Source organism: Agrobacterium salinitolerans (assembly GCF_002008225.1).
In the GTDB taxonomy this organism is placed as follows: Bacteria; Pseudomonadota; Alphaproteobacteria; order Rhizobiales; family Rhizobiaceae; genus Agrobacterium; species Agrobacterium salinitolerans.
The window spans coordinates 191,952-209,354 of sequence record NZ_MRDH01000037.1; the positions used below are offsets into that span (position 1 = coordinate 191,952).

Genomic DNA, 17,403 nt, shown 5'->3' on the forward strand with positions numbered 1-17,403 from the left:
CCGAGTGATCGGCCGCATTCTGATGTCGGAAAAGTATCAGCCCTTAATGAAGGCCAGCAGGTCGGCATTCAGCACGTCGGCGTTGACGGTCAGCATGCCGTGCGAGAAGCCGGGATAGGTCTTCAGCGTGCCGTTTTTCAGAAGCTTCACCGACTTGTGAGCCGAGTCGGCGATCGGCACGATCTGGTCGTCTTCACCGTGCAGAACCAGCGTCGGAACGCTGATATTCTTCAGGTCTTCGGTCTGGTCGGTTTCCGAGAAGGCCTTGATCCCGTCATAATGGGCCTTCGCGCCGCCCATCATGCCCTGACGCCACCAGTTCTGGATAACACCTTCATGCACGGTCGCGCCATCGCGGTTGAAGCCATAGAACGGGCCGGCCGGTACGTCACGGAAGAACTGGGCGCGGTTTGCGGCAAGCGCAGAGCGGAAGCCGTCAAATACTTCCATCGGCAGGCCTTCCGGATTGGCCTCGGTCTTGAGCATCAGCGGCGGCACGGCGGAAACGAGAACCGCCTTGGCGACGCGGCCGGCGGGTTCGCCATGTTTTGCGACATAACGGGCCACTTCGCCGCCGCCGGTGGAATGGCCGATATGGACGGCGTTCTTCAGATCGAGCGCCTCCACGACGGCAAAGGCGTCGGCGGCATAGTGGTCCATGTCATGACCGTCAGCAACCTGGGCGGAACGGCCATGGCCACGGCGGTCATGGGCGACGACGCGAAAACCCTTGGAGAGGAAAAACAGCATCTGCGCATCCCAGTCATCTGAACTGAGCGGCCAGCCATGGTGGAACATGATCGGCTGGGCGTCCTTCGGGCCCCAGTCCTTGTAGAAGATTTCGGTTCCGTCTGTCGTCTTAACAAAGCCCATGATCGTTACTCCTTCGGTTGCGTTGGCATCTCCGGTGCATCCTTTTGTGCGCCGGTTTGATGGAGGGATGATGACGCAGGATAACGGTTGCTACAATTGCAACAATAATTGGGAATGAATTGCTGTTTATGAAATTATCGTGGCGTACCGATTACGATACGCGCATCGACCCGCTCCGCGCCCTCATGCAAATGTGAGAACGGAGAGGACAGGCGGACGGTTCCGTGAATTCGGCGCGGCCTCAGTCCACCTCGGGATCGTATTCCCTCGGGCTTTCGTCCTTCGAGAACAGGACGCAGGGCCCACGTGAGCCCCGGGGATCATAGGCATATCCCTTCGCGGTCAGCGCCTGCATGATATCGCGAACTCCGGCAAGACCGTAAAGATGGTCGTGCAGTTCCACGAATATCCGCTCCACACCGGAGAGGTCGGCCCTGCCGAGCAGATCGCGTTCCGCACCCTCGATATCCATAACGAGCGCGGTGATGCCCCGGCTGGCGATAAATTCGTCGATATTGGCGGAGGAAATTTCGATGCGCTTTTCATAGGGACCCTGATTTTCGTCCATGGACGACATCCAGAGATCCCTGCGGACGTAAAAAGGATAGGAGCTCGGCTCATCGGCGGTGAGAAGCCCCTGCGAAAACACGACATTGCCGCGGCAATTGGCCTTGATCACCCGCTCTGCCAGCGCCGCGGTGGAGGGGTTGGCCTCGAAGGCCCAGACGGAAACATCCTCGATGCCGGCAATGATCGAGGTGATGATGCCAATACCGGAGCCGAGCTCCAGCACCCGATCGCCGGGCTTGATGGCTTTCAGGACGCTGCGGGCCTCTTTCGCCTCATAGCTGCCGTCGGTCAGCGCCTGCCAGATGACCGGCGACACCTCATCGGAAGAGAGAGGAAGGGCAATTCCATGCACGTCCAGTATTTCCATGTCTCAAGCCTTTTCGCAAAACTCGGCCGCTTTGCCGCAATGATCCCATATCGACCGGGAATGCTCTACAGCATCGTTGCACCAACCGGTATCGGTTTTCGCAAGCAACACTATGACGTGGTAAAAAATCCAAGATACGGTCGCCGCCAAAACAGGCGCGCCTCAGACGGAACTCCAGGCCACAAGCTCCTTGGCCGGCAACGGTCTGCTGATCAGATATCCCTGAACCTGATCGCACCCCAGACGCCTGACACATTCATATTGCTCTTCCGTCTCGATACCTTCCGCAATCGTCGTCATCCGCAGACTGCGGCCGACGCCGACCACGAATTCCACGATCGCCAGCGCGTCGCGGTCGCTGGTGATATCGCGCAGGAACGAGCGGTCGATCTTGATCTTGTCGAAAGGCACGCCGCGCAGATTGGCGAGCGATGAATAACCTGTCCCGAAATCATCCATGGCGATCTGGATGCCGACGGCTTTCAGCCGTGAAAGTGTGTTGATCGTCTGGTCGCTCTTGTTGAGCAGGATCGATTCGGTGATTTCAAGTTCGAGCCGGCTGGGTTCCAGCCCGCTTTTCTCAAGCGCGCCCATGACGTTCTGGATGAGGCTGGTGCTGTGGAACTGGACTGGCGACAGATTGACCGCCACTTTCATGTCCTCGTCCCAGCCCATCGCCTCGCGGCAGGCGGTTTCCATCACCCATTTTCCGAGCGAATGGATGAGGCCGGTTCTTTCCGCAACGGGAATGAACACGCTGGGCGGCACATCGCCCCGCACCGGATGTTTCCATCGCAGCAGCGCCTCGAAGCCGCAAAGCTTGCGTGTCTGCGTCGCCACCTGCGGCTGGTAATAGACTTCCATCTCGTCGTTCTGCAGAGCGGTCTGCAAGTCAGCCTCGAAAGACTTTTTCTCGGTCAGCTGCTTCTGCATGCGGACCTTGAAGACACTCGCCCGGCCGGGGCCGATGGCTTTCGCCTCATAAAGCGCCAGATCCGCGCGCTTGAACAATTCATCCGCGTCGACGGCGCCGTGCGATATGGCGATGCCGATGCAGGTGCCGATTTTGACCTCCTGCTCGCCAAGCTGGTAGGTGCGGCTGATCTGGTCGATAAGCCTGTTGGCGATGCGGCGGGCGGAATCCTCGTTCAGATCGTCGGAGACGACGGCGAATTCGTCACCGCCCAGACGGCAGACCATATCATAATCGCCTCCGATGCCCGACAGGCGCTGCGCCACGGCCTGAAGCAGGGCATCGCCGGCGTCATGGCCGAGCGTATCGTTGACGTCCTTGAACCCGTCCAGATCGAGCAGAAGGATGGCTGTCGTTCCAGTCCCGCCGAAGGATCGACGCAATCTCTCGATCAACTCCCGCCGGAAAAGCGCGCGGTTCGGCAGTCCCGTCAGCGCGTCGTGATAGGCGTCATGTTCGAGCCGGACATTCTTGGCCTGCAATTCCAGCGTGGCGGCACGCAGATCGTCCGTCAGACCACGCATGCTTTTCTGCGCCCGGTTCAGGAGATCGTTCTGGCGGAGCAGCAATATGACAAGCGCGATACCACACAGTATAAGGCCGCCGGCCAGCGCCGTATAAACGATATGCAGCTTGCGCACATCCTCATGGGCGGTGTCGATAAGGTTGACGTCAAAAGCGACGGAAGACGAGGCGAGCGTCGTCATCGGCGCGTCGAGCGCGCTCATCGCGGAAAGAATATCCGGAACCTCGGCCGGATTGAGATCGCTCATCCGCTGCTCAAGATGGACCAGAACCGCATCAAGATGGGTTACGAGATCCCGCCACTGCTGTTTCTCATTGATGAAGGCGCCCAGATTTCCCTGTTTCAGAAGCTCCAGACGGCTCAGCATAATATCCAGACGCAACTGCAGTTCGTCCCGATCAATCTTGCCGGGGTCAAGGGCGAATACGGCCAGCTTGTTCTGGAGACGCAGATATTCTGCAACCGTCTGGCTGACGGCCCAGGAATCATTGTAGCGGGCGAATTTCTGCAGAGCAGTCTGCCGCTCGGCAATGACGAAAGCGATATAGCCCGTTGCCAGGACGAAGCAACAGATGATCACCGCCACAAGTTTTCGCAAACGGCACCTTTATTCCACTATCAGTTTGGCAACTTGCCATGCTGATCGCGAGTAGTATGTCTGCTTCTGCAGCTCCGGATCGCTGTCATAAGGATAGATGACGAACAACGGGCCTTTTTCGCGAACTGTCATGTAATTGCCATCCAGCTTGATCGCCAGGATAACGTTAAATTTCTTAAAATCTTCAATAGGTATCGTGCTGACATAGTCGTTGAGAGCGACTGCCGTGACGCTGGTGCCCTTTGCGCCGACGAGATCCATCAATTTTGCCAGCGAAACACCATCGAAACGGACCCGGCCATCATGCCAGGGTGTCATTGTTTCCACTGTGTCCATGCCAAGCGCTTCCAGCATGTCACGATCAAACACCGCATCGCCTTCGGCATTCGTATTGGTGATGTTGCCGGATATGGTTAATATCGGTTTTCCTTGCGGTTTGGCAATTTCGCCGGCTTCGGCGCAGGAAAGCCACGCGAGCGACAAGAACGCACTGAGAAGTACCCGGGCGAAACTCATGCTTTTTCTCCATCGATAACGTTCAGGTCGAGGGTTTTCGCCAACCTTTGAAGTTCAAGTGAACCGGTGCCAGTAATATATATCAGGAATCAGTGTTATATCCTCACTGAGATTTTATCCGTATTTTCTCTAGGTTTTGAGTAAACCCTTTGGATAATTTTTCCGCCTTATTGTAATTTTTCGGGCCACACGCCCCGATATGACGCAAGTGGCAGACTGCGGAGACCCTCCCGATAATTCACCCGGTTGGGCAAAGGCCGAATTGTGTCGAGAACCTTTCCTTCACCGCGCACCTCATCTGATTCGTCTGAGGCAGCCGGATACGCGGCGCCCCGTCTGCGCGCCGGGGTGAAAGAGGGATGACAGATTCTCCGCCGCGGAAAAATCGTGCCGATTGCCGGTGTGCACGGTTGAAACACGTCGCCCGGACCTTAATATAAAGGCTGTCGTTTCCGGCAATTCCACTAGCCCCGTCGGAAATATCCAGACACATATTCCGCGCAGCGAAAGCCGCGATGCCGGATATCGTCCGGCCAGGAAAATTCTGTTCACGTCTCCGGGCCGGACGGCATCCGCCGTATCGTCCGCATCATGAAGGTAGCCCCAATGCACACCTATCCCGACATCAAACTTCTCATTGATGGCGAATGGCGAGACGCCGTTTCCGGAAAGACGATCGCCGTGTCCGATCCGGCAACCGACGAGATCATCGGCGCGATTGCCCATGCCGAGAAGGAAGACCTCGATCTGGCGCTGGCCGCTGCCGAGCGCGGTTTCAAGCTGTGGCGCGACACCTCCCCCTACGAGCGTTCGAAGATCATGCGCAAGGCGGCCGATATCCTGCGCGAGCGCAAGGATAAGATCGCCTACATCATGACCCGCGAGCAGGGTAAGCCGCTGGCGCAATCCGCCACCGAAATCATGGGCGCCGCCGATACCATCGACTGGTTCGCGGAAGAAGCCCGCCGCACCTATGGCCAGGTCATTCCCGCGCGTGCGACCGGCGTTTCGCAGCTTGCCATCAAGTTGCCGGTCGGCCCTGTGGCGGCATTCACGCCTTGGAACTTCCCGATCAACCAGATCGTCCGCAAGCTGTCCGCAGCGCTTGCCACCGGCTGCTCCATCATCGTCAAGGCACCGGAGGAAACACCGGCATCGCCGGCCGAACTCATCCGCGCTTTCGTGGATGCGGGTGTCCCGGCTGGCGTCATCGGCCTCGTTTACGGCGTTCCCTCTGAAATTTCGGAATATCTGATCCCGCATCCGGTCATCCGCAAGATTTCCTTCACGGGCTCCACCCCCGTCGGCAAACATCTGGCGGCGCTGGCAGGCAAGCACATGAAACGCGCCACGATGGAGCTTGGCGGCCATGCGCCCGTCATGATCTTTGATGATGCCGATATCGACAAGGCGATAGAGGTCACCTCACTTGCGAAATTCCGCAATGCCGGCCAGGTTTGCGTCGCCCCCACCCGCTTCCTCGTGCAGGACGGCGTGGCCGACCGTTTCCTTGAAGGTTTCGTGGAAGCGACGAAGGCCATCAAGGTCGGCAACGGGCTGGAAGACGGCGTCATCATGGGGCCGCTCGCCAATGAGCGCCGCATTCCGGCGCTGGAAGGCCTCATCAACGACGCCGTTTCCCATGGCGCGGAATTGAAGACCGGCGGCCGCCGCATCGGCAACAAGGGCAATTTCTTCGAGCCGACGGTTCTCGCCAATGTGCCGACCACCGCCAAAATCATGAATGACGAACCCTTCGGCCCAGTCGCCATCATCAATCGCTTCTCGAGCTTCGATGACGCCATCACCGAGGCGAACCGCCTGCCCTTCGGCCTTGCATCCTATGCCTTCACCGGCTCGGTCAAGACCGCGCATGCACTCGGCCAGCAGGTCGAGGCCGGCATGCTGACCATCAACCATAACGGCCTTGCGCTTCCGGAAGTCCCCTTCGGCGGCATCAAGGATTCCGGTTACGGCACGGAAGGCGGCTCGGAGGCGGTTCAGGCCTATCTGGAGACCAAATTCGTCAGCCAGATGAGCTGAGTGTTCCAAAATTTCTTCTCCCCGCCGGGGAGAAGGTGGCCCGAAGGGTCGGATGAGGGGGCAAGATCGCGACTTATCGCTACCCTTGCCCTCTCATCCCGCTGCCGCGACCTTCTTCCCGGACGGGGAGAAGAAGCGAGCTGCAACCACGCAGTCTGTCTGAAAATCGCTCAGCCTTATCTTGCCTCACACTTCACCATCCCCTAAAAGAACAAAAAGTGAACTTTGGGGGCATTATGAACGACACGGCGGCACCGGCATTGAAGGAAATCTTCAACCGCGAAAAACTGCGGCATATCGCCGATCAGACCAAGGCGGTTCATCCGCCCTTCGACGTTTCCGCCTTCATGGCGCTCGCCACCGAAAACCTTGAAGCGCTTGGCATCATGCAACGCATGCGGCAAGTGGCGACGAGCCTGCACGCCACGCTTCCCGGCGACTATGCCCGCAACATCGAAATCCTGACCGCCGCAGCCCCCGGCATCGGCAATGGCTTCGCATCCATTTCGTTACCGGAATATGTGGCGCTCTACGGTCTCAATGATTTTGATCTTTCCATGGAAGCGCTGCATTATTTCACTCGCTTCGGCTCCTCGGAATTCGCTATCCGTCATTTTCTGCAGAAGGACCTAGGCGCCACCCTTGCCGTGATGGAAACGTGGTCACGGCACGAGAACGAACATGTGCGGCGGCTGGCGAGCGAGGGCTGCCGGCCGCGCCTGCCATGGTCGTTCCAGCTCAAGCCTCTCATCGACGATCCTTCGCCGGTCACCGCGATCCTTGAGGCCATGAAAGCCGACGAGGCGCTTTATGTGCGCAAATCCGTCGCCAATCATCTGAACGATATCACCAAGGACAATCCCGCTTTCGTGCTGGCGCTCATCGATGCATGGCCGAAGGACAATCCGCATACGCGCTGGATTACACGGCAGGCCCTGCGCACCTTGATCAAGAAGGGCGACGCCGCCGCCCTTGCCCATCTCGGCGCGCATGAGGAAGCGGAAATTTCCCTTGCGGCATTTCAGGTTACGCCGGACAAGGTTGCGCTCGGCAATCCGGTGCGGATTTCAGCCTCTTTCACCTCAACGGCGAAACGCCCGCAGAAACTGGTGATCGACTACGCCGTGCATTACGTGAAGAAGAGCGGCGACGCCTCGGCGAAAGTCTTCAAGTGGAAAGAAATCGAGCTTCAGCCTGACGAGACGTGCGCGTTGTCGATCAGCCGCGCCATACGCGATTTCACGACCCGCAAACACTATCCGGGCATCCACAGGGTTGACCTGATGATCAACGGCAAGCTTGTGGCGGAAAGCGCCTTCGAGCTTCTGGGTTGATCGCGGCTCACGCCGCCGGGAAAATCTTCGCCCGGCGGATGATGACGGAACCGCGGTCTCCGGCGGCGACATCGTTTTCCGGCGGCACGTCGAACTCGAGAAGGTCGCCGCCATCGGTGCTGGCGATCACCCGACGCTCGCCCGCGCGGTCGAGAACCCGCGCCACAGAGGCCGGAATGCCATCATGCAAATCTTCCCATTCGAGATCGCCGGGGCGAGCATAGATGTCCACCGCGCCGTCGCCTTGGGCATAGGAGAAAGGCAGCTCGTTATCGCCGACATAGACCTTGCCGCCGCGCGCCACGCCGGAGACCCGGTTGGCATCGCCCAGAAAGCGCATGACGAAGGCGCTGTTCGGCTGGCGGCAGACCTCTTTCGGCGTACCCTGCTGCACGATCTCGCCCTGATTGAGAATGACGACACGGTCGGCGAGATCGAGCGCCTCTTCCTGGTCATGCGTCACGAAAATCGTGGTGATGCCCAGCGCATCGTGAATTTCGCGCAGCCAGCGGCGAAGATCCCGTCGCACATTGGCGTCCAGCGCCCCGAAAGGCTCATCGAGCAGAAGCACCTTCGGATCGACCGAAAGCGCACGCGCCAGCGCCACACGCTGCCGCTGCCCGCCGGAAATCTGCGCCGGGAAACGGTCCCCCAGGCCATCGAGCTTCACCAGCCGCAAAAGTTCCTCGACGCGGGCGTCGATTGCCGCCTTGTCCCGCTTCACCTTCGAGACTTTCATGCCGAAAGCGATGTTTTGATGCAGGGTCATATGCGGGAAGAGCGCGTAATGCTGGAACACGAAACCGACGCCCCGATCACGCACCGGAATATTGGTGGCGTCCTCGTCGGCGAAAAAGATTCGGCCGCCATCGCCATATTCGAGACCCGCGACCATGCGCAAAATCGTGGTCTTGCCGGAGCCTGAGGGACCGAGCAGCGCCAGAAGTTCGCCGCTTTCGATATCCAGCGAAACATCGCGCACGGCGCGGAAAGTATCGAAGGTCTTCACCACATTTTCGAGGCGGATTTTCATGGGAATCAGGTCTCCGTGGCGATGGCGGCATCGCCGTTGGTCTTCTTGGCCCCGCGCCCGGCGCCGCGCCGTTCCAGCGCCACCTTGGCGATGATTGTGACTACTGCAAGCAAGGCGAGGATGGAGGCCGAGGCAAACGCGCCGGCGGCTTGATAATCGTGATAGAGCAGCTCGATATGCAGCGGCAGCGTATTGGTCTGGCCGCGAATATTGCCCGATACGACCGATACCGCGCCGAACTCGCCCATCACGCGGGCGTTGCACAGCACGACGCCATAAAGCAGCGCCCATTTGATATTCGGCAAGGTAACCGAAAAGAAAGTGCGCCAGCCGGATGCGCCAAGCGAGGTTGCCGCCTCTTCCAGATCGCGGCCCTGGGCCTGCATCAGCGGGATGAGTTCCCGCGCCACGAAAGGGGCCGTGACGAACATCGAGGCGATGACGATGCCGGGCAGCGCAAACAGTATCTTGATGTCATGCGCATCGAGAAACGGACCGAAAAGCCCCTGCAAGCCGTAAACGAAAAGATAGGCGACACCAGCGACAATCGGCGAGATGGAGAAGGGTATTTCGATCAACACCAGCAGGAAGCGTCGACCCGGGAAATCGAACTTGGTGATCGACCATGCGGCCGCAACCCCGAAGGCCGTGTTGACGGGCACTGCGATCAGCGCCGTCAGCACCGTCAGCATGATGGCGTGGCGGGTATCGGGATGGGTGATGGTGGCCGTATAGGCCTTCCAGCCCTGCGAAAAGGCTTCGATGCCGATGACGATAAGCGGCGCCACGACCAGCAGCGCGCCCATGACCAGCACGAAACCGATCAGGCTGCGGCGAACGAGAGGCGCGTCACCGACACGCGGCGGCTTGCGATGTGAAGAAACGGCGCTCATCTCTCAGCCCCTCACCGTATAACGAAGCGCGCGCGCCTGCAGATAATTGGTCACCGCCAGCATCACGAAGGCGGTGATGAGCAGCACGGAAGCGATGGCGGCGGCAGCCTGATAATCATATTCCTCCAGCCGGATGAAGATCAGCAGCGCCGTGATTTCCGTCGAGAACGGCTGATTGCCGGCGATGAAGATGATCGCCCCGAATTCGCCGAGGCTGCGGGCGAAGGACAGCGACAGACCGGCCAGCAATGCCGGCGTCAACAGCGGCAGGATGATCTTGCGGAAGATTTCAAAATCGGAACCACCGAGCGACTGCGCCGCCTCCTCAAGCGCCGGATCGAGGTCTTCGAGCACCGGCTGCACGGTGCGCACGATGAAGGGAAGGCTGGTAAAGGCCATCGCCACCATGATGCCGAGCGGCGTGTAGGCCACCTTGACGCCGAATTGCGCAAGTACCGAGCCGAACCAGCCATTGCCTGCGAACAGTGTCGTCAGCGCAATGCCGGCAACGGCGGTGGGGAGTGCAAACGGCAGATCGACGATTGCGTCGACAATGCGCCAGCCGGGGAAACGGTAACGCGTCAACACCCAGGCGAGCGCCAGCCCGAAAACGACGTTGAAGAGCGTGGCGGCCAGGGCACTAAGCACGGTAACACGATAACTTGCGACCGCGCGCGGTGAAGAGATGATCGACCAATATTCGGCAGGGCCGAGGCTTGCCGCCTTGAACACCAGCGCCGAGAGCGGCAGGAGCACGATGATGGCGACATAAGTCAGGGTGACGCCAAGGGATAATTTCAGCCCCGGCAGAACATTCCGCTTCAAACCCCGCCCCCAATTCATCAAAAAGTGACCCGGCAGTTTCCCGCCGGGTCTTTTACCTGTTGTGTATCGCTGTGATTAACGGCTGCCATAAAGCGTATCAAGCGTCGCACCGGATGCAAAATGCTCTTTCTGGATTTTGTCCCAACCGCCGAAGACATCATCGACGTTGACGAGGCGAACGGCCGGGAACTTGTCCTTGAATTCGCCGACAACCTTTTCATTGTGGACGCGGTGGCCAAATTCGGCGGCGATGCGCTGACCTTCCTCGGTATAGAGGAAATCGAGATAGTTTTTCGCCAGATCACGCGAGCCGCGCTTGTCGACCACCTTGTCCACCACGGCCACCGGGAATTCGGCCAGCAGGCTCACGGAGGGCACGACGCCTTCCACCTTGTCTGCACCATATTGCTTGGCGATGCCGCGGGTTTCTGCCTCGAAGGTGATCAGTACGTCACCGATTTCACGCTCAACGAAGGTGGTGGTGGCGGCGCGGCCTCCGGTGTCGAACACCGGCGTATTGTCGAAGATTTTCTTGACGAATGCCTGAACCTTCGCGTCGTCGCCATTAAACTTCTCCTTGGCGTAAGCTGTGGCGGCGAGATAGGTGTAACGGGCGTTGCCCGAAGTCTTGGGGTTGGGGAAAACGATCTTTACGTCGTCGCGGGCAAGGTCGTCCCAGTCCTTTATGTTCTTGGGATTGCCGGCGCGCACGAGGAAGGACGGGAAGGAATAGAACGGCGACGCATCGTTCGGGAAATCCTTCTTCCAGTCGGCGGAAACAAAGCCCTGCTTCACCAGAAAATCGACATCGGTCACCTGGTTGAAAGTGACAACGTCTGCCTCCAGCCCCTCGACGATGGCGCGGGCCTGCTTGGAGGTGCCGGCATGTGACTGGTCGACAGTTACGCCCGGATGCTGCTTGATGAACGCCTCATTCTCAGCCGCAAAAATTTCGCGGGCAATATCATAGGACGCGTTGAGGATGGTTGTCGGCGATTGCGCCTGCGCCGCACCTGCCAAGAGAGCAGCAATAGCGCTACCGATGATGAGAAGACGTTTCATGAATACCCCCGGCAATTCGAATGACGCTCAACATAGCGGGCGAAGGCAACAGGGGCGAGAAACAGTCATGCTTTCCGGGTGCACTCACTGGAAATTTAGCCCAAAAAGCATCGACTATAGAGGCGATCATTTCATATACGTCAAGAAGCCGGATTTCTTTTGCGTCGGTTTAAAGACGATGATCGGGAAACAGATTGCCGGAATGCGCGACAAAATAAGGCGCAATGTCCTCCTCCCGCACCTCATCCAGCCGCGCCGGCTGCCAGAGGGGATTACGGTCCTTGTCGACCAGCGCCGCGCGCACGCCCTCGTAAAAATCATGCTGGCGCAATATTTCCGTGCCGGCGGCGAATTCCCGCTCCAGGCATTCGATGAGGCTCGCGCTTTCGCGGCCGAGACGCAGCAGCTTCAGGGTCAGTTTCAGACTGGTGGGCGAGCGTTTTTGCAGGACCTCGAGGGTCTCGCGCGAAAACGCATCCGCACGCGCCGAAAGGGCGGCGAAAATCTCCTCGACCGTGTCGAAACGGAATGTCGCGTCGATGATATCCCGATTGATGGATAAAACGCCTTCATCGGCCTCGACTGCGTGCGCCATGATCGCCGCCTCGATGCTGTCTGTATCCGCTGCTTGCGACAGGTCTTGGACCAGACCGTCGAGACGGTCCGAAGGAACACTATAATCGGCAAAACCGGCATAGATAGCATCGGCGGCAGTGACGGCGTTGCCCGTCATTCCCAGCCAGGTGCCGCATTCGCCCGGTGCGCGTGGCAGTAGCCAGGAGCCGCCGACGTCAGGAAAGTAACCGATTCCGGTTTCCGGCATGGCGAGTTTTGTGCGTTCGGTGACGATGCGGTGGCTGCCATGGGCTGAAATGCCGACGCCGCCGCCCATGACGATACCGTCCATAAGGGCGATATAGGGCTTGGCGAAGCGGGCGATGCGATAATTAAGCGGAAATTCTTCCCGCCAGAAATCAAGCACCTGCGGGTCGCCCGCCTTGCCGAGATCGTGAATGATGCGGACATCGCCACCGGCGCAAAGCCCCCTGTCGCCCTCTCCCGTCAGCACCACGCAGGAAACATCAGGATCCTCCTCGAAACGCTGAAGCGCCTGAAACAGGTCGCGCACCATCGGCAATGTCAGGCTGTTGATGGCCTTCGGGCGGTTGAGGCGAATGATGCCGGTCCCTCCCCGTTTTTCGATGATGACCTGTGCATCCGCTTCCGCTCTCCGTTCCAAGGTCGCCTCCTCCGCTGCCCATTCATCCCGCCATCTTGGCGGCCTTGGCGCGATCGCGCAATGTTGATCTTGTCCTGCGGGAACGTCTTTCGCTCAAACCGCTTCAATAGATAGAAAATGCCGGAAATCCGTTTTCGCAATGCAGCATGTTTGCTTGACGCCCGGAAAATCATGGCATGTAATGGGCTCTGGAAATGCCGGCATTGCTTCCTGTCGAGCGTGTGCCGGACCAAAGCGGAATGTCGCCTTCTCATAGGCGCTGTCAACAGCAACGGGAGACGAGCATGCAGGTTTCGGAACATGAATGGATCAGTAAACGGGCATATACACTCTGGGAAAAGGAAGGCCACCCGCATGGGCGCGATGCGCACCATTGGGAACAGGCCAAACATGAATTTTCGCTGCTGAAGACATCGGAAGCGACGAAACCCGCCGCGCGCAAGAAGGCCGCTCCCAAGGCCGCTGCGGCAGAATCCGGACCGGATGCGGAAGCCCCTGCAAAACCCAAGGCTCGCGCCCGCAAGGCTGCCGCCACGAAGTAGCCGCCCGTAAAGCTAAGCCGATGCCATAAATGAAAAAAGCCCGACAATCATGCCGGGCTTTATCTGTTTAGCGCGGGTCACAACCCGGATCGCCGATCCGGCAGCCGTTGCGAAAATTTTCCGAAGCAGGCGCACGGCGCGGGTCATCCCATTGGCGACGCTCTGGGCGACGCTGGCCTTCATCCTGGTTCCGCTGGCCATCGCGACTGCGGTCACGGTTCTCATCTTCGAAACGGCGGCGGTCGTCGTCGCGACGCGGCCTGTTCTGATTTCGGTCGCCCTCATTCCAGTCGCCATAACGACGTTCCCAGCGCCCCTCATTCGGACCACCCTGACGGGGATCACGCCACTCGTCACGCGGAGGTGGACGATTCCAGTCGGCGCGGGGCGGCGTGGCGTTCCAGTAACCACCTGACGGCGGCGGACGGCGCCAGCGGTCGCGCTCGCGGTAAAAGTCGCGGTCACGATAATAGCGGTCCCAATAACGGCCGACCTCGAAGGTGATCACCGGCACCCCGAGATCGCGGTAATAACGCGGCTCGACATAGACCCGGTTCTGCCTGTAGGTCGTGGCAATATAACGCCCGGCTACCCAGCCGCGACCGCCCACAAACGAGACATCGCACCACGGCGTATCGGAAAGGCAGCCGTGGACGGTGAGCGGCGCCCCATTCGGGATCACTACAACAGCCGGATAGGCCGTGCTCGGGCCGGAGCGCATATTCACATTCGCGGTGGCGAAACCGCGCGTCGCAGCCTCGGCAAGTGCCGGCGCGGCGAGCATGGCCACCAGCGCAATTGCGCCTAACAGTTTTTTCTTCACTTCTTTCTCCTCAAGCAAAGGCCCGCTTTGCCCTTGTCGGCATCCACCGTGTTGGACGGACGAGTACGCGTTCCGCATACTGCCACGATCGGAAAATACCCGCAGCTGCATGAACGCAGCATGAAACAAATGAGGCATCCAATCAGTTCCACCTGCGGCAATGAGCGCCCGATAAATCGCCGCCGGAATGGACGACCGGTCTTGACTTCGGAGGGCAATCATCCGACTTCAATGCAACAGCAATATGGAGCAGAACCATGGGCGAAACCGCACAGACGACCGTCGACCAGAGCGAAGTGGATCGCTTCTCCGCGATGGCTGCGGAATGGTGGAGCCCGACCGGCAAGTTCCGCCCGTTGCATAAGTTCAATCCGGTGCGGCTCGAATATATCCGCAACCGCATCTGCGACAATTTCGGCCGCGACCCGAAGGCGCACCGCCCGCTGGAAGGGCTGCGCATATTGGATATTGGCTGCGGCGGCGGCCTTCTCTCTGAACCGGTTGCGCGCATGGGCGCGGATGTGGTGGGCGCCGATCCCTCGGAAAAGAATATCGGCATCGCTTCCACCCACGCCCGCGAAAGCGGGGTAAGCGTTGACTACCGCGCCATGACCGCCGAACAGTTGCAGGAAGCCGGCGAAACCTTCGACGTCATCCTCAACATGGAGGTGGTCGAGCATGTGGCCAATGTCGATCTTTTCGTCACCACCTGCGCGAAAATGGTACGGCCCGGCGGCTTGATGTTCGCGGCCACCATCAACCGCACGCTCAAAGCCCGCGCATTGGCAATCTTCGCCGCCGAAAACGTTCTGCGCTGGCTGCCGCGCGGCACACACCAGTATGAAAAGCTGGTCCGCCCGGAAGAACTCGAGCGGCCGCTGGTGGCGAGCGGCATGGATATCATCCACCGCACCGGCGTCTTTTACAACGTGCTGCAGGATCGCTGGAATCTCTCACCGGATATGGACGTCAACTACATGATGCTGGCGAAACGACCGACGTAGCGAGCCGTCAGACGGGAATAGCCTGTACCTGCGCAAGCAGCTCCTGCTGCCCGGCGGCATTTCCTTCGGCTATATTCTTCACCCTTACGCGATCGATGGCGGTTGGAGCGCCGTCTGGGCCAAAGGGTGTTTTGAAATGAAAGGCGCGCGGCGACGGGCCATTGTCGTGCAGATGTTCCAGCCGTTCAACGGCTTGCGACCATATCGGTTGGTGTGTGGCATCAACCCACCACAGGACCAGCGGCGGCCACCGCTGCGGAATGTTCCAGCGCCGGCCGTGTTTCAGCGCTTCGGCATGCACCCCCGCGTAGGAATAGGCCATCACCGATTCGATATCCCGCCAGAGCGAAAAGGACGAGACGCCGCTCGCGGCACCGTTCTCTTTCAGAAATCGCGGAAAAACCTGCTCCCCCCAACTTGGCGGACCGGGCTCGCCATCATAACCGGATCTCGCGATAAACCCCTCTGAACGTTCCGCCGCCAGGAAGTTGAGCGGCTCGCGGCGAGAAAACCCTGCAACAAGCGGATCGTCATAGGGCGCGATCTGTATTCCGAAATTATAGATCGCGAGCCACATCAACAAACTCAATTCACGTCATCAGGCAAGACCGGCAGCGGCGCGATCTCGATACCCTCATCCAGCAGGGCCCTGGCTTCCTGCGCAGAGGCATTGCCGATGATGCCGCGCTCATCCGCTTCGCCATAGTGGATCTTGCGGGCTTCTTCCGGAAATTTATCGCCGACATCCTCGGCACTGGCGCGGATATTGGCGACAGCCTCGCGGATTTTCGCCATCGCCTCTTTTCTGGCCGTATCCATGGCGAGCGTCTGGCGTTCGTCTTTCTTGCGGGCGGTAGAGACCGAAGGCGCCATCAGTAGTTTTGATACCTGCACGGAATTGCAGACCGGGCAGGACAGGAAACCGCGCTGCAACTGATTGTCGAAATCGTCGCTACCGGCAAACCAGCCTTCGAACTCATGGCCCTTTTCACAGGCCAGCGCATAACGGATCACGCCGCTTCACCTCCAGCAGGTTTCAAGGGAATGACAGTGTCCAGTCCGAACTCGCGGGCATTGCGCAGATTGGGAATTTTGCCACGCGCGGCAGCCACCATCGACGTATCGATCTCGGCGAAGATGATCTCTTCGCCAGTGCCGCCGGCAATGGCCAGAATCTTGCCCCATGGGTCAATGATGATGGAGTGGCCGAAGGTCTCGCGCCCGTCCTCATGCACGCCAGCCTGCGCGGCGGCGATGACGAAAGCACCATTTTCGATGGCGCGGGCGCGCAACAGGATTTCCCAATGGGCTTCCCCCGTCTGCCTGGTGAAAGCCGCCGGAACCGTCAGAACTTCTGCACCGGCCAGCGCTTCAGCGCGAAAAAGCTGCGGGAAACGGACGTCGTAGCAGATTGCGAAGCCGAATTTCCCCAGCGGAAGTTCGGCGATACGCGCGACTTCGCCGGGTTGATAAGCGGCGCTTTCACGCCAGCTTTCACCATTGTCGAGATCGACATCGAACATGTGGATTTTGTCATAGCTGCAAATGCGCGAACCATCCGGCGCGAAGAGAAAACCGCGATTGGCAATCTTCCCATCCGGCCGGGCAATCGCGGTCGAGCCGACATGGACATGAATGCCGAGCTCACCGGCGAGACGGGCGGCCGTCGCAACGATGATATCGCCATCGTCATCACGCAATTGCGCACGCAGCGCCTGCCTGTCCTTCTGAATCGCACCCGTCATTTCCGGGGTCTGCACATAAACGGCGCCCTCGGCCGCGGCCGCGCGCACAAGCCGTTCCATATCGGCGGCGTTTCTTGCCGGATCGACGCCGGAGCGCATCTGAATGGCGGCAGCCTTGAAACTCATCACATCCTCCATACCCGCGAGAATCGCGGCCGATCAGGCGGCCAGCAGCGCGTCCAGTTTACCGGCGCGCTCCAGCGCGTGCAGATCGTCACAGCCGCCGACATGCTGGCCGTTGATGAAGATTTGCGGGAAGGTCGTTCCGCCGGATTTCTCGATCATTTCCTGCCGGTATTCCGGTGTCGTCGTGGCGTTATATTCGGCGTAATCCACGCCCTTGCTGTCCAGCAGCGCCTTGGCGCGCGCGCAATAACCACAAAAATCCCGCGTATAGATCGTCACCGGTGCCATGTTCTCGAAGCCCTCGCAAACG

At 59.4% G+C, this 17,403-nt stretch carries 18 protein-coding genes; 4 read left to right on the plus strand and 14 right to left on the minus strand.

Features of this window, described 5'->3' with window-relative positions; genetic code table 11:
- Window positions 1-36 precede the first annotated feature (36 nt).
- From BS627_RS21220 to BS627_RS21235, 4 genes are all read right to left on the minus strand, one after another.
- Window positions 37-873, minus strand: a complete 837-nt coding sequence (locus BS627_RS21220; RefSeq protein ID WP_077985133.1) for an alpha/beta fold hydrolase — start codon at window positions 871-873, stop codon at window positions 37-39.
- 241 nt (window positions 874-1,114) lie between these two features.
- A complete protein-coding gene (locus BS627_RS21225; protein WP_077985134.1) occupies window positions 1,115-1,810 on the minus strand; it encodes an FkbM family methyltransferase in 696 nt (231 codons plus the stop codon).
- 162 nt (window positions 1,811-1,972) lie between these two features.
- Window positions 1,973-3,895 (minus strand): putative bifunctional diguanylate cyclase/phosphodiesterase, encoded by a 1,923-nt coding sequence (locus tag BS627_RS21230; protein WP_245307233.1) that lies wholly within the window; start codon window positions 3,893-3,895, stop codon window positions 1,973-1,975.
- 21 nt (window positions 3,896-3,916) lie between these two features.
- The gene (locus tag BS627_RS21235; RefSeq protein ID WP_077985136.1) at window positions 3,917-4,423 is read right to left on the minus strand and encodes a putative pterin-binding protein; all 507 of its coding nucleotides are present in this window, start codon (window positions 4,421-4,423) and stop codon (window positions 3,917-3,919) included.
- A 606-nt stretch (window positions 4,424-5,029) separates the two neighbouring features.
- Between BS627_RS21235 and BS627_RS21240 the strand changes: the two genes are divergently transcribed.
- A complete protein-coding gene (locus BS627_RS21240; protein ID WP_077985137.1) occupies window positions 5,030-6,466 on the plus strand; it encodes an NAD-dependent succinate-semialdehyde dehydrogenase in 1,437 nt (478 codons plus the stop codon).
- 236 nt (window positions 6,467-6,702) lie between these two features.
- Entirely contained in the window at window positions 6,703-7,800 is a 1,098-nt protein-coding gene (locus tag BS627_RS21245) for a DNA alkylation repair protein (RefSeq protein WP_089153278.1), read from the plus strand.
- Window positions 7,801-7,807: 7 nt separating this feature from the next.
- Here BS627_RS21245 and BS627_RS21250 read toward each other — a convergent pair whose 3' ends face one another.
- The 5 genes from BS627_RS21250 to BS627_RS21270 form a co-directional block, all read right to left on the minus strand.
- The gene (locus BS627_RS21250; protein ID WP_077985138.1) at window positions 7,808-8,833 is read right to left on the minus strand and encodes a sulfate/molybdate ABC transporter ATP-binding protein; all 1,026 of its coding nucleotides are present in this window, start codon (window positions 8,831-8,833) and stop codon (window positions 7,808-7,810) included.
- A gap of 5 nt (window positions 8,834-8,838) precedes the next feature.
- Window positions 8,839-9,726, minus strand: coding sequence for a sulfate ABC transporter permease subunit CysW (gene cysW, locus BS627_RS21255; RefSeq protein WP_077985139.1), 888 nt, complete (start codon window positions 9,724-9,726; stop codon window positions 8,839-8,841).
- A 3-nt stretch (window positions 9,727-9,729) separates the two neighbouring features.
- Complete coding sequence (gene cysT / locus BS627_RS21260) at window positions 9,730-10,569, minus strand: sulfate ABC transporter permease subunit CysT (RefSeq protein WP_077985140.1); 840 nt, start codon at window positions 10,567-10,569, stop codon at window positions 9,730-9,732.
- A 57-nt stretch (window positions 10,570-10,626) separates the two neighbouring features.
- Entirely contained in the window at window positions 10,627-11,613 is a 987-nt protein-coding gene (gene cysP, locus BS627_RS21265) for a thiosulfate ABC transporter substrate-binding protein CysP (RefSeq protein ID WP_077985141.1), read from the minus strand.
- A 169-nt stretch (window positions 11,614-11,782) separates the two neighbouring features.
- A complete protein-coding gene (locus BS627_RS21270; RefSeq protein ID WP_077985142.1) occupies window positions 11,783-12,853 on the minus strand; it encodes an enoyl-CoA hydratase/isomerase family protein in 1,071 nt (356 codons plus the stop codon).
- Window positions 12,854-13,137: 284 nt separating this feature from the next.
- Here BS627_RS21270 and BS627_RS21275 point away from each other — a divergent pair, with 284 nt between their 5' ends.
- Window positions 13,138-13,395, plus strand: a complete 258-nt coding sequence (locus BS627_RS21275) for a DUF2934 domain-containing protein (RefSeq protein ID WP_077985143.1) — start codon at window positions 13,138-13,140, stop codon at window positions 13,393-13,395.
- A gap of 67 nt (window positions 13,396-13,462) precedes the next feature.
- Here the strand turns inward: BS627_RS21275 and BS627_RS21280 are convergent, their stop codons facing one another.
- Window positions 13,463-14,218, minus strand: a complete 756-nt coding sequence (locus tag BS627_RS21280) for an SH3 domain-containing protein (protein ID WP_089153279.1) — start codon at window positions 14,216-14,218, stop codon at window positions 13,463-13,465.
- A 257-nt stretch (window positions 14,219-14,475) separates the two neighbouring features.
- On the opposite strand from BS627_RS21280, the gene ubiG reads away from it, so the two are divergent.
- On the plus strand, window positions 14,476-15,222 hold the full coding sequence (ubiG, locus tag BS627_RS21285; RefSeq protein WP_077985144.1) for a bifunctional 2-polyprenyl-6-hydroxyphenol methylase/3-demethylubiquinol 3-O-methyltransferase UbiG: 747 nt from the start codon (window positions 14,476-14,478) through the stop codon (window positions 15,220-15,222).
- A gap of 7 nt (window positions 15,223-15,229) precedes the next feature.
- On the opposite strand, the gene BS627_RS21290 is transcribed toward ubiG, so the two are convergent.
- The 4 genes from BS627_RS21290 to grxC are packed head-to-tail and all read right to left on the minus strand — an operon-like array spanning window position 15,230 to window position 17,381.
- On the minus strand, window positions 15,230-15,799 hold the full coding sequence (locus tag BS627_RS21290) for a DUF3291 domain-containing protein (RefSeq protein WP_077985145.1): 570 nt from the start codon (window positions 15,797-15,799) through the stop codon (window positions 15,230-15,232).
- Between the two features lie 8 nt (window positions 15,800-15,807).
- Complete coding sequence (locus BS627_RS21295; protein WP_077985146.1) at window positions 15,808-16,236, minus strand: DUF1178 family protein; 429 nt, start codon at window positions 16,234-16,236, stop codon at window positions 15,808-15,810.
- A complete protein-coding gene (locus BS627_RS21300) occupies window positions 16,233-17,093 on the minus strand; it encodes a carbon-nitrogen hydrolase family protein (protein ID WP_077985320.1) in 861 nt (286 codons plus the stop codon). Before BS627_RS21300 ends, BS627_RS21295 begins: the two co-directional genes overlap by 4 nt.
- Before the next feature lie 33 nt (window positions 17,094-17,126).
- Window positions 17,127-17,381 carry a glutaredoxin 3 gene (grxC, locus tag BS627_RS21305; RefSeq protein WP_003522552.1) on the minus strand — a complete coding sequence of 85 codons (255 nt, stop codon included), beginning with the start codon at window positions 17,379-17,381 and terminating at the stop codon, window positions 17,127-17,129.
- Between the last annotated feature and the right edge of the window lie 22 nt (window positions 17,382-17,403).